This window comes from Nakamurella sp. (assembly GCF_048594475.1).
Classification (GTDB): Bacteria; Actinomycetota; Actinomycetes; order Mycobacteriales; family Nakamurellaceae; genus Nakamurella.
The window spans coordinates 1-14,455 of sequence record NZ_JBMDXT010000080.1 but is presented as its reverse complement, the minus strand read 5'-3'; the positions used below and the strand labels follow the sequence as shown (position 1 = coordinate 14,455).

The 14,455-nt window shown below is 65.1% G+C and carries 12 protein-coding genes; 8 read left to right on the top strand and 4 right to left on the bottom strand.

The features are described 5' to 3' along the window. Positions 1 to 16: 16 nt before the first annotated feature. Positions 17 to 364 (bottom strand): putative toxin-antitoxin system toxin component, PIN family, encoded by a 348-nt coding sequence (locus tag ACOJUF_RS03890; protein ID WP_420120553.1) that lies wholly within the window; start codon positions 362 to 364, stop codon positions 17 to 19. Continuing rightward, a complete protein-coding gene (locus ACOJUF_RS03885) occupies positions 361 to 642 on the bottom strand; it encodes a hypothetical protein (protein ID WP_420120552.1) in 282 nt (93 codons plus the stop codon). The genes ACOJUF_RS03890 and ACOJUF_RS03885 overlap by 4 nt, the downstream gene beginning before the upstream one ends. A gap of 345 nt (positions 643 to 987) precedes the next feature. Between ACOJUF_RS03885 and mobF the strand changes: the two genes are divergently transcribed. The 6 genes from mobF (at position 988) to ACOJUF_RS03855 (ending at position 7,794) form a co-directional block, all read left to right on the top strand. Continuing rightward, complete coding sequence (gene mobF / locus ACOJUF_RS03880; RefSeq protein ID WP_420120551.1) at positions 988 to 4,689, top strand: MobF family relaxase; 3,702 nt, start codon at positions 988 to 990, stop codon at positions 4,687 to 4,689. Positions 4,690 to 4,863: 174 nt separating this feature from the next. Beyond that, positions 4,864 to 5,562 (top strand): single-stranded DNA-binding protein, encoded by a 699-nt coding sequence (locus tag ACOJUF_RS03875; protein ID WP_420120550.1) that lies wholly within the window; start codon positions 4,864 to 4,866, stop codon positions 5,560 to 5,562. Continuing rightward, complete coding sequence (locus ACOJUF_RS03870; protein WP_420120549.1) at positions 5,559 to 6,281, top strand: hypothetical protein; 723 nt, start codon at positions 5,559 to 5,561, stop codon at positions 6,279 to 6,281. The genes ACOJUF_RS03875 and ACOJUF_RS03870 overlap by 4 nt, the downstream gene beginning before the upstream one ends. Then, positions 6,248 to 6,508, top strand: coding sequence for a hypothetical protein (locus ACOJUF_RS03865; protein WP_420120548.1), 261 nt, complete (start codon positions 6,248 to 6,250; stop codon positions 6,506 to 6,508). Before ACOJUF_RS03870 ends, ACOJUF_RS03865 begins: the two co-directional genes overlap by 34 nt. Continuing rightward, a complete protein-coding gene (locus ACOJUF_RS03860; RefSeq protein ID WP_420120547.1) occupies positions 6,505 to 7,455 on the top strand; it encodes a hypothetical protein in 951 nt (316 codons plus the stop codon). Before ACOJUF_RS03865 ends, ACOJUF_RS03860 begins: the two co-directional genes overlap by 4 nt. A gap of 45 nt (positions 7,456 to 7,500) precedes the next feature. Further along, positions 7,501 to 7,794: an HAD family hydrolase gene (locus ACOJUF_RS03855; protein ID WP_420120546.1), complete on the top strand. Its 294-nt coding sequence runs from the start codon at positions 7,501 to 7,503 to the stop codon at positions 7,792 to 7,794. Positions 7,795 to 8,171: 377 nt separating this feature from the next. On the opposite strand, the gene ACOJUF_RS03850 is transcribed toward ACOJUF_RS03855, so the two are convergent. Then, a complete protein-coding gene (locus ACOJUF_RS03850; protein WP_420120545.1) occupies positions 8,172 to 11,966 on the bottom strand; it encodes a hypothetical protein in 3,795 nt (1,264 codons plus the stop codon). Positions 11,967 to 12,550: 584 nt separating this feature from the next. Continuing rightward, positions 12,551 to 12,919 (bottom strand): hypothetical protein, encoded by a 369-nt coding sequence (locus tag ACOJUF_RS03845; protein ID WP_420120544.1) that lies wholly within the window; start codon positions 12,917 to 12,919, stop codon positions 12,551 to 12,553. A 263-nt stretch (positions 12,920 to 13,182) separates the two neighbouring features. Here ACOJUF_RS03845 and ACOJUF_RS03840 point away from each other — a divergent pair, with 263 nt between their 5' ends. Both ACOJUF_RS03840 and ACOJUF_RS03835 read left to right on the top strand, forming a co-directional pair. After that, on the top strand, positions 13,183 to 14,010 hold the full coding sequence (locus tag ACOJUF_RS03840; protein ID WP_420120543.1) for an HAD family hydrolase: 828 nt from the start codon (positions 13,183 to 13,185) through the stop codon (positions 14,008 to 14,010). Between the two features lie 58 nt (positions 14,011 to 14,068). After that, on the top strand, positions 14,069 to 14,455 hold a 387-nt coding region (locus tag ACOJUF_RS03835), incomplete at its 3' end, for a helix-turn-helix domain-containing protein (protein WP_420120542.1).

Here is a 14,455-nt window from a genome sequence, read left to right as displayed (position 1 = left end):
AGCAGCGTCGCTCCGGTCACCTCGGCGAGGGCGAACAGGTATTCGTCCTTGGGGCACGGCACACCGGTTTCCGGCTCGACACCTCCGGCTCGGGATGCTGCTCGGCCAGCAGCCTGACTGCTCGCAGGCTCTGGTCCGCGGCGGGCCGGGAGAACCGAGTGCGAAACTTCTCCCGGTGCAACACATCGGTGAGTTCCGCGATCAGGTGCGGCGAGGTGATCAGGACGAGCCGGCCGGAGAACGCCGCCCAGACCAGGTGCGCCGGGCTCCCGTTCGGCGAGATCAATGAAGCAACGAAGACGCCGGGATCGACGACGAACGCAGGCACTTCCGGTTGGCCCGGCTGCCCGAGTCCGGACGTCACCGACGAGGTGTCTCGCTTCGGCCGCGGACGGCGTCAAGCTCGCGGTAGGCCAGCTCCAGCGCTTCGGCCTCGGACAGCTCGGGCCCGTTCCGCCCGTCGCCGGCGAGTAGCGGCTCGAGCAAACGTGCGGCCAGATCGCGACGCACCACGTCCTCGATGACCTGGTCCACGGTGCAGCTCAGTCGGGACGCGACGGCGGCGGCTTGCCCGAGCGCGTCGTTGTCCAACTCGACGTGCCGACCGGTCCGCGCCGTCAGGTCGGCCCGACGCGGAACCACCGCAGCGACGTCCTAAAGCCCTCGCCACACCGCGTCCGCGACGAGCAGCCTCACCCGCTGGAGCTCCCATGAGGCGCGGCACTGTCGACCTCTTCCCAGACCACCGGAGCGAGCTGCAGCAGCACCGCCGTCAAAGCGACAGTCACCGGCCAGCCTCCCAACAGTCCTCGACAGTTCAATTCTGCTCGCCTGGCCAACGGCATTCCGAGCCAAGCTGGTGGCCGAGGCTCCAGCCATCGGCGATCAAGATCAATTGAAAGAACACACCTCTGGCACGTGCGCCTCCCGGCGCGGGGTAAACGATCACTTAAATCGCATCGGATGCGAGCACCGGTGTGTGTGGTGATGAGCTTGTCACGGATGGCGTCGGTCGACTATCTGGTCGACCACGTCGCCGTAGGTGACGGCCGAGCCACCGACCCGGGCGCCTCCGCGCTGACCCGCTACTACACCGCCGCGGGGTATCCGCCGGGGACATGGCTGGGCGCGGGGCTGGCCGCGTTGGGTGCGGCCGACATGGTCGGGTCGGAGGTGAGCGAAGATCAGCTGCGGGAGCTGTTCGAGCAGTCCCGTAGCCCGTTCGGCGGTCAGCAGTTGGGCCGGCCGCCGGCGAAATACCCCACCCGGCAGGAGCGGATCGACGGCCGGGTTGGCAAGCTCCCCGACACCCTGACCGCCGAGGCCCGGACGGCGCTGGTGGAGAAGATCACCGCGGAGGAGAAGGAGACCAAGACCCGGACCGCGGTGGCCGGGTTCGACCTGACGTTCAGCGTGCCGAAGTCGGTGTCCGCGTTGTGGGCGCTCGCGCCCGCTCCGGTGCAGGAACAGTTGTACCTGGCCCATCGGGCCGCGTTGGCGGCGACGTTCGAACGGATCGAGGCCGAGGCCGCGTTCACGCGGATGGGCACCCACGGTGTCCGTCGGGTCCACGCCACCGGGCTGGTCGCGGCAGCGTTCGACCATTGGGACTCCCGCAAAGGCGACCCGCAACTGCACACCCACGTCACCGTCGCCAACCGAGTCCAGGGCCCCGACGGGAGGTGGCGGACCCTGGATTCGGCGACCCTGCACAGGGCCGCGGTCGCCTACTCCGAGACCTACAACCTGCTGCTGGCCGACGAGATCACCCGCCGCACCGGCCTGACCTGGGACCACCGCGAACGGCAGGCCGGCAGCAACCGCCGCGTCGCCCGGGAACTCACCGGAGTCCCGGACGCATTGATCGCCGCCTACTCGCAACGCTCGGCCGACATCGAAGCCGCCGTCGACACCGCTATTGACCAGATGGTGCTCCGGTCGGGGCGGCGGCCCGACGCGAACGCGATCAACCGGATCCGCCAGCACCTGACCCTGACCACCCGCGACGCCAAGAGGGCACCCAACCTCGCCGAGTCCGTCCAGCAGTGGACCCCGACCGCGAGCCATGTCCTCGATCAGGACGATCCCGCGGCCTGGGCGGCGGCGGTCACCGGCGACGCGGCCGCCACGCTCCCCCGGCTCACCCGCGCGGAGAACGTGCCCGACCAGACGGTGACGGCGATCGCGGCGGATGTCGTCGACGCGGTGGCCACGACCCGGTCGACATGGACCCGATGGAACCTGACCGCCGAAGCGATGCGCCGGCTCGCGCTGCACAGCCACCAGTACGGGTCCGTCGACGACGCGATCGCGGTGCGGGACCGGGTAGTCGCCGCGGCGGAGCAGCTGTCGATCTCGCTCACCCCGCCCGAGGTCGCCCCGGTCCCCGACGAACTGCGTGATGCGGACGGGGCGAGCCCGTTCAGCCCACCCGAGACATTCACCTCTGCCGGCGTACTCAGGGCGGAAGACGACCTGCTCCAGCTGGCCGACGACCACAGCGGCCCGGCGGTGCACCCGGACCGCGCCGACCGGATCGCCGCTCAGCCGCTCCCCGGACACCGATACCCGCTGGCGGTCGAGGACCAGTCGCCGGCCGCGACCCGGATCGTCACCTCCGGCCGGGTCGTGGACGTGCTGGTCGGGCCGGCCGGCACCGGCAAGACGACCACGATGGCCGGCGTCCGCGCAATGTGGGAAGCCGAACACGGACCCGGCACCGTTCTCGGACTCGCGCCCTCCGCGGTCGCCGCCCAGATCCTCGCCGACGACCTGGACCTGGTCACCGACAACACCGCCCAATGGATCACCCAGCAGGACCAGCAGGACCGCCGCGCGCAACGGATCCACGATCTGGAGCAGTCGATCGGCCGGGCCGGTGGCCAGGCCCGCGCGGACGACCTGCGCCGCGCGTTGGCCCAGACTCGGGCAGAGTTCGACAGGTGGCGCCTCCAACCCGGGCAGCTCCTCGTCGTCGACGAGGCCGGGATGTGCGACACCTTCACCCTGGCGAACCTGGCCCGCCAGGCCGGCGACGCCGGCGCGAAGCTGCTGCTAGTCGGCGACCCCTGCCAGCTCTCCGCCGTCCAGACCGGCGGCGCATTCGGCCTGCTGTGCGCCCGCCGCCCGGATCCGGCGACGTTGACGCAGGTGCGGCGGTTCGTCGAACCGGACGGCACCCGCCGAACCTGGGAGGAACAGGCCGCCGACCGCCTCCGCAACGGCGACTCCACCGCACTGAAGGTGTACGCCGAGCACGACCGGGTCCGGTCCGGCGACCAGGACCAGATGACCGGCGACGCCTACACCGCCTGGCTGACCGACACCCGCAACGGCATGACCAGCGTCCTGATCGCCGCCGACAACGACACCGTCGTCGAACTCAACCAACGCGCCCGGGCCGACCTCATCCAGGAGGGACAGGTCGACGACACCGCCACCGCCCCGGTCCGCAACGGCCTGTCCGCCGGCCGCGGCGACGTCATCGTCACCCGCCGCATCGACCGCACCCAACCCGACGGCACACTCCGCACCACCGCAAGGCGCCGCGACGGGTTCGTCCGCAACGGGCAACGCTGGACCGTCGAACGCGCCCACCGCGACGGCTCCCTCACCATCCGCCTCCACGCCCAGGATCACGCGGCGCCGATCACCCTGTCCGCGCCGTACGTCCATGATCATGTCGACCTCGGGTACGCGACGACCGCGCACCGCGCCCAGGGCCTGACCGTCGACACCAGCCATGTGCTGGCCGACGCGCTGACCCAACGCGAAGCGTTCTACGTCGCCATGACACGCGGCCGGTACGCCAACACCGCCTACCTCGTCCTGGACCCCGCAGCGACCGTCCGCGGCATCGTCGACCACCCCGTCGGAGGGCCGGCCGACCAGGAGTCCTGGACCACCGCGCAGGTCGCCGAATCCATCACCGACCATTCCTCGGCCAACCCTTCCGCGCACGAGACCATCCGAGCCGCACAGGACCAAGTCGTGTCGATCCGGCAATTGGCGGACGAAGCCGACGCGATCGCCGCCTACGCCCACGACATCGCCGCCGCCGAACTCCTGCTGACCATTTTCGGAGACCGCCCCGCAACCCACGCCCTGCTCGATGACGACGATTTCCCCGAACTGATCCTGGCCATCCGCCACGCCCATTCCGCCGGAATCGACGTCGCCACCGAACTGCCCCGCCTTGTCCATACCCAGCCGATTGAGATGCTGACCGCGACATACCTGGCCACCACGATCCGCACCTTTCTTCGAGCCCGGCCAGGCAATAGTCGGCGCGAATTGGTGGTCGGGATCGTCGTCGACGCGACCGCTGGATTGTCCGACCCGCAAACGCTCGACGCCTTGCGGAAACGGTACGAATCGATCGAGCATCGCGCCGATTCCCTGGCAGATGTCGCCATCGAATCAGAACAGCCCTGGGCGACGGCGGTCGCGCGTTCGCGGAGGGTCGACGATCACCGACCCTTGCTGCGGGTGGTAGCGGCTTACCGAGAACGCTGGGACATCTCCGGCGACGCGCCGCTGGGTCCGCGGCCCGACCAGTCCGCCGACCGCGCCCACCACGGCGACTATAAGCGACTCTCCGAAATCCTCCAGCATGCGGCCGCCAAGCCGGCGGTCACGACGGTGTCCGAATTCGTGAAGCCGATCACCAGGCCGGGCCGCGATCTGTGAGCCGTGATCCCGGGCGTTCTCATCGCCCGGCGAGGTCCCGTCCGCGGTAGATCGCGACGCCGGTCGCCATCTCCGGGTGGCGCCCACCCGGGCGCCGACGGAACCGCCCGGCCGCGTTGCTCGACCGGCTCGGGTTTCCGCCGATGCACACCCACGAGGGATGGGAGAGTCCCCATGTCCGCACGCATCACGATCGACGGCAACCTCACCGCCGATCCCGACTTCGGGGTCAGCAACACCGGCACCAGCTGGGCCCACCTGCGGGTCGCCAGCCACGAACGCGTCAAGCGCAACGGCGAATCGACCTCCACTGACCCCGAGTACTTCAACGTCACCGTCTTCGGGAAGGCCGCCGAGGACGCCGGCGACACCCTGCACAAGGGCAACCGGGTCACCATCGAAGGCCGCCCCGAACTGGAACTGTTCGACCGCCGCGACGGCTCCACCGGCGCCGTCGTCAAGGTCTACGCCCGCACCGTCACCCTGGCCGCCGACGAACGACCCGCCGACCGGAACGTCGGGCAGGACATCGCACCGGACACGACGCCGATCATCCACCACACCGCCGAGGCAACGATGGTCGTCGGCGTCGGTCGCACCGCCACCGCGCTGCACCGGACCCTGAAGGACCACGGGTTCCGGTGGGCGGCCGCGACGACCAGTTGGAACCTGCCCAAGGACATGGACGTGCACACCCGAACCGCCCGGGTCAGCGACGTCGTCTCCGTCGTCCGGGAGAACGGCCGCGACCTCCCCGTCACCAACGACCCGGCTCCGACCGTCGTCGCGCAGTCGCCGGTCGGGATCCCGACCGTCGGGGTCGCGCCCTCCCCTGTTCCCGAACCGGTGGCCACGAACGGACGCTCGCTGTGAGCGCGGCACCCGTCAGCAGCCCCGACCACGAGCGCGACCGTCACTACACCGCCAACGTGATCACCTCGCTGCGCGAGGACTACCGGCTCCGCGCCGACGAAGCTGAACGGGCCGTCAGCCTGTTCCTGCGGCGCAAGGCCGGCTGGTCCACCCCCGACCAAGCCGCGTTCGAGGCCTACCAATGGTGGACACCCACCGTCGAACCCTCCGTGGTCCTGGCCCGGGAAGCCGAACAACGCGCCCACGCCACCGGAACCACGATCAGCGCCGGACCCGGCCACGGCGCCACACCCGCAGCCGATCCGACGTTCGGGTTCGATCCGCAGACGACCAGCGAGACGTTCGCCGACTTCGAATCCGCCCTGTCGATGATCCGCACCCAAGGCGACACCGACGGCTTCACCGCCGACCACCTCGCCCTCGCCCGCCAGCTGCGCGACCTACTCGACCAGTCACCGGTGTGGGACACCATCACCCCCGACACCACCATCCAGGACCACGTCGCTTTCCGCCGCTCGAACCCGCCCTGCAACCGGAGACCGTGCGACCCAACGACGACTGGGACGACATCATCGCCCTCGACGCCGCCTTCGCCGGCCGCACCATCACCGTCCTGCGCCCACCCGGAACCACCGGCACAACCAGCTACGTCTTCCTCACCACCGTCCCCAACCACCCGGGCACCATGGAAGGCGCCGACAACACCAAGATGGGCCTGATCGCCTCCGGCGACACAACGCCCGACCCCGCGCACGCCGCCGAATACGACGCCCTCGGCCAACAGGTCCGACGGCACCTCATGGGCCTCATCGACGCCGTCGCCGAAGCCCGCGAACTCCGCCAAGAACAGGAAACCCGACGCCGCAACGCCGCCCTGCCCACCCTGGGCGCGCCCATGGAGGCCACCCACCTGCGGCCGCAACCGACCCGCGGGCCCGACCGGTGACCCAACCGGCCTTCGACCCGACCCAGTTCGGAGGGCAGCCCAGCACACCACCCATCCCGATGGTGGTGTGCTGGGACGACCTCGACCCCACCACCTACGTCGCCCAGCTGACCGACCTCGCCGACTGGATCACCTGGCTACGATCCACCTACCGCATCCCAGCCACCGTGCTACCGCCCTGCTGGTTCACCCACCCCGCCATCCGCGAAGACATCGGCCACCTCTGGACCGGCTGGCTCCTCACCCGCCACCCCGACGCCGGCGTCGGCATGATCGGCCTCGACTGGGACCAACGCCGCGAAGCCACGATCAGCCGACTCCGCGAAGCCACCGCGATCACGGGTTGCACCGCCACCCGCCACCAACCAGAACCCGAACCCGGCGCCGCGATCACGACCGCAGCCGAAAACCTATGGCACGACCACCTCGACCAGCAGACCCGCCGACGCATCCATGCAGCCGCCCTGCAAGCCGCAACCGACATCGTCACCGACATCCTGGGAGCCGCAGAATTACGACACGATCTCGCCCCTACGATCCTCGCTAACATCGCGGAAAACCCCGCCGACGCAACCGACGAAGACCGCGAACAGGTAGCCCAACGCCTTCACCAGCTCGCCCAGGACGCAGTCAACCGGGCCGCCCAATCCGCCACCGATGCCGCCCGTACCATCCTCGACGCGCAACAGCACGTCGCCCACGAAGCGGCGGTCGCAGATGCCCGCGACACCATCGCGGCACAATTCGCGACCGCCGCCTTGGGCGGCCAGACATCCTCGAAGCCGGACGATTCCACCCGCCAGTGGCTCGACACCCTCGAAACGCTGCTGCCCGCAGCAATCGCCGCAGGTCGGGCCGCCGCTTCGGCCTGCGCCCGGACAGTCGCAACCGATCAGCGCGCCGCAGCCCGGCGCCGCCACCCAAACGTCGACGACCTGTTCAAGTAGTCCCGGGACCACAACCGGGAGCACGACCTGGTTGCCAGAACACGGGTGCACGGCCCTCGGTCGCAGGGGGTCGTCGTCACCAACAACGGAGCCGGACCTGTCCTCGCGTTCATCGAACGGCACGGCCTGACCGAAGAGGTCGGGAAGGTGGTCGGACGCGACGCCCGTCAACCGTCGCTCCTGAAGCCATCGCCGGACAGCATCCTCCGCGCACTGACAGACCTCGACTTGCCCCCGGAGCACGGCATGTTCGTCGGGGACTCGACCAGCGACGTCGACGCCGGTCATGCCGTGAGTCTGCAGGTCGTCGGCCACGCCAACAAGCCAGCCGAGGACTAGTGGCTGCGCGACGCAGGTGCTGATGCGATCAGCACATCCATGGGGGATCTGCTGCAGACGCTGCGGCTGCGGGCGCCGGCCTCGATGCTGAGAAGACTTTCTCCTACTCATTCAAGCATTGCGATCCACTTCAGAGCAAGAACAAGCGTCATCTCGAGGAGCATGATCGAGCGCGAGCCGAGATGGGTTCAGGTATAGTCTCGCCGTTCCCCTTGGATTGACTCCTGATAGCAGTCGATATCGCGGCCGAAGAGTCTTCCTCCTGGGCGCGACTCATGCTGATCCCGCTGGAAGCATGTTGATCTCCATATTGATCTCATGGGTAACACTCAACTGCAGGCATGTCGCGCTTATACGATCGCAACGAAATCGACAAGCTACTTGGCATTGGCAGGGCCATCTTCGGGACCACCCTCTCCTGAAGCATCGATGGAAATCACCTCGAGGATGGTCCCCTCAGTTTCCCGGAACTTCTTCGGAATTACCTGGAGTAAATGGCTCCCGGGAGCGAAATTCACCTCCACCCGATCGCCCTCTGCGATTTGTTCACCGTCCAGATACCACAGCATCTCGCTCTGATGCGGTATCCCTACGGTGTACACCGGAATCGCCTGAACATCATATGTCCGTTCAGAGATGACCCTTCCTTCCTCCGGAATACCGATGATGAACAGGTCCGGCGGAGCAAGCGGCAGTTCGAACTGCTCAGTCTCGGCCGACGTCGTGTTGAAGCCGTTGGTGACCACTACGCGGAGCCTACAATCCGGACCACCGCCGATGTCCGCGGTGTCGAACGAGTAGGAGTTCAGGGGGTTGAACTCCGTCATTCTGGTCCAGGTACCTCTTCCATCACAGCTCAACTCCACGCAGCACCAGTACTCATGCGCTTGCTCAACGCTCCAGTTCAGCAACCTAACGGATCCATCGATCGTGGTTTCCAGGTTAACCACCCGGGGCGGCTGTTCCCTCCGATCGAACTGTGCCAGAACCAATTCTCGCTTCTTAATCTGGATCTTCGTGATGTCGTCCATATATGGTATCTGTTGCCAGAAGGTGAACCTCCGTGGAGTTCGAGGGTGAATCCGAATTGATCCACGATAGACAAGGATGCCCCTGGAATTGGTGGCCTCGATGACGTACGGACTCTTGTTGCCCTTCTCCGGAAGGACGGGTAGCTGTTCATGGAAGAGCGGATTCAATACCACTTCGTTCTCGTCGCCTGCATTCCGATCGATCATGCCGCTAAGGACGAACTGTTCCCTTTCGGGTGTGGGAAATCGAGGGAGGGAGAGGGCGGAATCTGAGTCTCCACGGGCTACCGGCCCTAAGAAGGTTTCCATCACCCCCATGTATGTATGGGGCGACATCCAGGCGTCATTGTAAGGTTGGGCTCCACCTCGATCACGATCCATCGTATCTCTGATATGGTCTGGATCGAAGACGACCATCGAGCCGGACGTTGAGTCATTACGATCAATGTCCCCGACGGCAACTCCAAATTCCCCACATGAGACATCCCCGTTGTCAATGACCAGCCTGTAGTTGGGAAAGTTCGGATCTGCATCTGATTCGGGGGTTCCCAACTGAACGGGATGTTCCTGTCCGCATGCGTGGCAAAACTCGTGCATCACATGTTGATCGCTTCGCAAGGCAACGATGGACATGTCTCCGCGGGTACAACCTGCAATCGGCCCTACAGGCACGTTACGGCTGACGATGCCGGCCCATATGACGTTGCTGCCAGAACGCGGTTGCTTACCTTGGGATATCGCGCTGCCGAACTCGCTGAATTGAACTCCGGTCATACGGTCCAACAGCGCTCCCCATCCAGGACCGCAACCATCTCCGTTACTCGGAGCGGTGAGGTCTGCATCTATGTCGATGACTCGGTTTTCGGGTACCAATGGCCGGAGGATTTCAATCGTTGGTACGGGAAATCCTCGCCCCGCTCGCTCTAATTCCCGGACGCAGCGCCCCAAGCTGGGTTCGGCAAAGGTTCTACCTCGCGGAGTGTTGATCGAGAACCTCACCGCCACGATGCGCAACTTGCGGGCACGGTTGAATACCAGTCCACTTACCTTCAAAACGTCGGCAGTAGATGAAACGCTGTCCCTCTTCCAAGGTTCTCTCTGGTCGAGGAAGAGCGACGCTGTGAGTTCCAACGGTGTGTTGACGAGTTGCTCAGCTTCAGCACTGCCTTCGAGAGGAATTCTTCGGACGGTAGGTTCGATCCAGCCTGTAGGAAGAATGAAGTTTGCAGATCTTTCCGGGTTTCCTCGCTCGTTAACCACCAGGTTGGAAGATCTTGCGATTAGGTTCCCGGCGTTAATGCAGCCTAGAGGACCGAGACTTACGTCATCCCGCACGGCGGCGAGCCCCACCTGGACTCCGAAGATCCGACCTAGATTGAACTTGGGGTCTTGGTCACTGGAGTAGTAGACCCGTACCAGGGTGGGCTTGTCCGCGATCAAGGGCACTGAGTTGTCCGGCTGTGACGTCTGTCCACTGAGAGGATTCATATGCTCGTCCGCTCGGAAGAACTGGGTCACCTGGGTAATCTCAAGGCCGGTGAGACGGACAGTTGCGGGTTTATGTATGATGAATTCCGCAGTTTCGACCGTCGTGCCGCACTCATTGCTGAGTTTGATGGTGCACAATGCCTTTACCGTGATGTCATTTAGTGGAGGGGAAAGCTGGAGGGTTCGACTGTTCGGAGCTTCGGTGAAGATATAGTCAAATCTCTCCTGATCGGAGGGGACATTGAATTCACCCGTTATTACATTGAGCGGCGAATATTGTACATGGACCTCATGTGTCGGTGCGTTCTTGGAGCAACTGTAGGTCATTTTGACCTTCTCGCCGGGACGTGCAACCTCTCCGGCAGGATCGAAGGAAATGTTGTCCCTGGTGAAGGTTATTCCATCGATTCGTGGCTTGCCACCGGTAAAGATACGTGCGCCTCTGGATACATTACGATGGAACGTACCGGTAACTATGCCGCACTTGCGAGCCCCTGGATGGTAGAGGAAATTGATACCGATGGATCCATAGGTTGCGTTTGCGGGTACGATAACCTTGATGCGGGTACTCTGCCAACTTGTGGCATCCACCTCGATGCTTGAGGCGATCGCCTTGCCGGGAAAGATTACCTTTCCCGGAGCCGTGCCAAATCCTCGTCCCTTGATCGTCACTTCACTTCCAGGACACGCAAACGCTGGCACGATCGCATCGATGGCATAGTCCAACACCTCGATGGACTTGGAGCCCGGTGTGAGGTCATGCAGGCATGGAAGGCGTTCATCCAGTTCCGGGTCGATCGGATAGTCCATGCCATCCAGCGGATCACCTTTACCGGGGAAGGTATCTGGAATTGGTTCACGACCCGGACAATCCTCGCCCCATATGCCGATCATGCGGCGCACTTCGCGTTGCGCCAGTGGATCGCCGAGAACTGCGTCACGACAGGTCCGGTAAATCGTCACGCATCTGTAGAACTCGATCAATTGACCCATCACGATGTTCATATTTCGATTGACGCGACCGTCATCCTCACCCGCGATGAGCTTTGCCGCTCCCATCAACAGGGCCATTCGATCCAGAGGGATCATCGGAGTGCTGATACCGCTCCTAGGCGGCCGATCCCTCCGGGAGTCTATGTATCGTTGCCAATCCTTTCCCTCGAAGTCGATTCGTGGTGGCGGCGTGCCTCGCTTGATCATGCTCAGTTCGATGAGATCTAGTGTTCCCTGCAGTCTTTGCGCTGCATGCGAACTTCCCCGCACCGCCTCCCACGAGTACAACAGTACATCGTCCCGGTCGTTCATCTCTGGTAATGGACAGGTCAGGCCCGGATTGTTCGGGCCATTGATAGAGTACTTCTTCCGAGTGTTGCCGTATATGTTAATTGCCGCGTATATTTGCTGAAGATGTTCTCGTGGGAACAGTCTTCCCTCGGTGGGTTTCAGCGTGACAACTTCTTGAAGGTATCCATTGGTGAATTCCTCACTCGCGGAGATAGTCAGCATGAGCGGTGACCGAACCCTTGACCTTGAAATGGTCTGGGGTTCAGATATCTGCTTGTCGTCCTTAAACGCGGTCACCGAAATTTCATCGTCACCTGACGCAACCCCATCCTTGATGACGAGATGGAATCGTCCCCCTTCGTTGGTCAACGTATTACCAGCGTCTTGCTCTGAGATGGTTGAGGCTCGGATTATCACTCCAGGAACTTCAACCTGACTTTCCCCCGAGATGACCCTACCCGCAAACACAAGGCTCCCCATCGCTTCTCCGATCAATACGCGAACGATCTGGTCTCCCCGACCGAGCGGCGACGGTCCCGCAGAAGTCAACCAGGACAGTCCTTTAGTTAACTAAATGAAAGGAAAATCTCGACGCTCTGGAGCTAGGTTATCCCCAAGGGTGTGCTGCCGCCCGTCGGCACCGAGCTCATCAAGGGCGGAGCCCAGCGGGAACGACTTTCCGGTAGACCCGGTGAACACAGATCCGAACCAAAGCCGCGAAGTTCCTCGTCCCGACGCGGCGACCAGGCCCCGCTCGTCCCGGATAGTTCCGGGAGGCAGCATGTTGACGGATCGGCCCCGATCGGCCTCCCGGTCGTGGTACTGGTCATCGATGCCTGTCGCAGGCGGTCGACCACCGAATTCGATCTCCCATGAACGGTCGCTCCTTCGGCAGGCGATCAGCACCTCGCTGCCCAGCGGCCCCGGTTGGCATCGCATGTTGGCCGGTCGATTTATCTGTGTCGACGATGACCACTGATTATCTGTGTCGACGATGACCACTGAACCGACCGTCCTGGACCTGGCCGACCGGGGCCGCGCAGGCCGTCCGCGACCTGAACCACCGCACCCGCCACCCCGACGCCTTCACCGGACCCGCGCAGCTTTACCGGCTGGTCGGCGACCTCGCGCTGCTCGTCGGCGGCCTGCCGCAACTCCTGGGCCAACTCGAGGACTGGCTGCTCACCGAACACGACGCGGGCTGTGTCCGGTGCGACACCCGCACCGATCCCGCGCCGGCCGTCAGCGACGCGGCCGAGGCCGGCGACGCCGCCCTGGAGGTCGCAGGGCGGCTGAACGCGGCGCAACAGCACCTGGCCCACCTCGGCAGCCTCACCCCACCCGACCCCCAACCCGCGAAGCACGGCAGCTTGCCCTGCTGGCCGATGGCCTGGGAACCGGCTGGTGGGACGAGAAGGGTCGACCAGCGCCCTGGCCCGACGACTTCTTCGACCCCGACAGCGGATGGCACAGCGCCGCCAACGGCGCCGACTACGACACCGACGGCCCGCCCATCACCCTTGCCCCCGGCGAACCACCCTTCTAACTCCGAAGGAGGACACGACGATGCCACCACCCCCAGGCCTTGACGCCCAAGCCGCCGTGGCACGGACCCCACGCCGCCGATCAAACCCAGCGGCCTGACCCCAGTGGTTCGACTCGGTGTGGAGCCAGATCTCCTGGAAGGCATCCGACCTTAACCTCATCTGAGACGGCAGCCGAACTCGTCGCCCAGGCTCAGGCCGTCCTGCTGGACTTCGACGGTCCCATCTGCTCAGTCTTTGCCGGCTACCGCGCGCATGAAGTGGCCGCCGAGATCATGAAGCGCGCGGCAGCCGCCGGATACGCACTCCGACCCGACGACTCCGATGACCCGATCTCGGTCTATAAGGCGACTACCGGCATGGACCCTGACGTGATCGCGGTCGTCGAGGATGCGTTGGTCGAGGAGGCGTCGACCGCACTGAGCCGAACGGAGCCACACCCGGGGATTCCAGACCGGGTGCGTCAGCTACACACAGCCGGGCATCGCCTTGTGATCGTCACCAACAACGGCGGCGGACGGGTCTCGGCGTTCATCAACCGGCACGGCCTTGCCGACCAGGTCGAAAAAGTGATCGGCCGCGACGCCCGCCGCCCGTCGCTCCTGAAGCCATCGCCGGACAGCATCCTCCGCGCACTGGCCTACCTTGACCTACCTCCCGAGCATGGCGTGTTCGTCGGAGACTCGACCAGCGATGTGGACGCAGGGCATGCCGCGGGTCTGCCGGTCGTCGGCTACGCCAACAAGCCAGGCAAGGACCAACGGCTGCGGGACGCCGGCGCCGATGCGATCATCACATCCATGGGGGACCTCGTACTGACGCTGCGGCCACGGACGCTGAGGCCGTGTCCTGCCGCGGGTGATGCTTAACAGTCTCATGCCACCTGATCCTTAACACTCGGCCGTGATCGGCCCGTCCTGAGGGGCGATGCTCGTGGGCATCGTCGTGCTCGGGAGACCGGGAATGGCTCTGGTTGTCTTGTCGAAGGTGGAACAGCGGCTGGACGCGGTCCGTGCGGTGCTGGCCGGGGCCACGGTAACCGAGGTCGCGGCCGCGGTCGGGGTGTCCCGGGTGAGCGTCCATGCCTGGTTGCGGCGGTACCTGACCGAGGGCGTGACCGGGCTGGCGGACCGGTCCCACCGACCCCGGTCGTGCCCCCATCAGGCGAGCGAGGACGTGGCGGTGCGGGTCGCCGAGCTGCGGCGCACCCACCCACGGTGGGGCGCCAAACGAATCCGGATGGAACTGCTGCGCAAGCCCGCCGGGCTGACGGTCCCGTCGACCGCGACGATCAACCGGATCCTGATCCGCCAC

Coding starts and splice junctions, on each gene's coding strand:
- mobF (WP_420120551.1), top strand. CDS start 988: ATGAGCTTGTCACGGATGGCGTCGGTCGACTATCTGGTCGACCACGTC.
- ACOJUF_RS03875 (WP_420120550.1), top strand. CDS start 4,864: ATGTCCGCACGCATCACGATCGACGGCAACCTCACCGCCGATCCCGAC.
- ACOJUF_RS03865 (WP_420120548.1), top strand. CDS start 6,248: ATGGAAGGCGCCGACAACACCAAGATGGGCCTGATCGCCTCCGGCGAC.